We start from the raw sequence: 610 nt of genomic DNA on the forward strand, positions 1-610 counted from the left end.
CGGCATACAGGTCGGACAGGCGCAGCTCCTGCCGGTCCGGCTGCTTATCCTTTCCATTGTAAAAGATCAGGAACTGCGGCGGCGGGATCAGCACCTTCTCCCGGCCGTATACGTTGCACGTCCTCGTCATCTCCTCATAGATGTCCGACAGATACATCAGCATCCGAAGCGGCAGGTTCGGACTGTAGGTGGACTGATGCTCATACAGGGACAGCCGGGAGTCAATGATAAAGGACAGGTCATTCTTCATCGCCATGTAGATGGCGTTCTCCAGCGTGTTGATCGTGAGTTTCTCCGGATCCGTATACTGTTTTCCACTGACTGCGTTGTAAAGCTCCAGCAGGTTTTTCTTGTCGCGGAACAGCATGATAAAGACGGTGGACTTGTACGTCCGGTTTGGCACAGGATAACTCTTCCGTCTGCCTGGTCCTTTCCTCTTTCCCGCTTTGCTCTTTTTGCTCATAGGCGGCCTCCTTTTTCTAATTGGGTGCAGGAGGCCTCCCTACCGCTCTTCCTTAAGAAACCTCTCTGCTCTGTGAAATGGGAACAAAAGCATTGAGATTTCTTTTAGATCTTTTGAAGATATCAGACGCGGCGGCTGCCGCAAAGA

The 610-nt window shown here is 52.0% G+C and carries 1 pseudogene; it reads right to left on the reverse strand.

What is annotated here, in order from left to right:
- Positions 1 to 463: pseudogene (locus H6A20_RS13105) on the reverse strand (hypothetical protein); the annotation flags it as partial.
- Positions 464 to 610 lie beyond the last annotated feature (147 nt).

Source organism: Mordavella massiliensis (assembly GCF_016901695.1).
GTDB classification, from domain to species: domain Bacteria; phylum Bacillota; class Clostridia; order Lachnospirales; family Lachnospiraceae; genus Claveliimonas; species Claveliimonas massiliensis_A.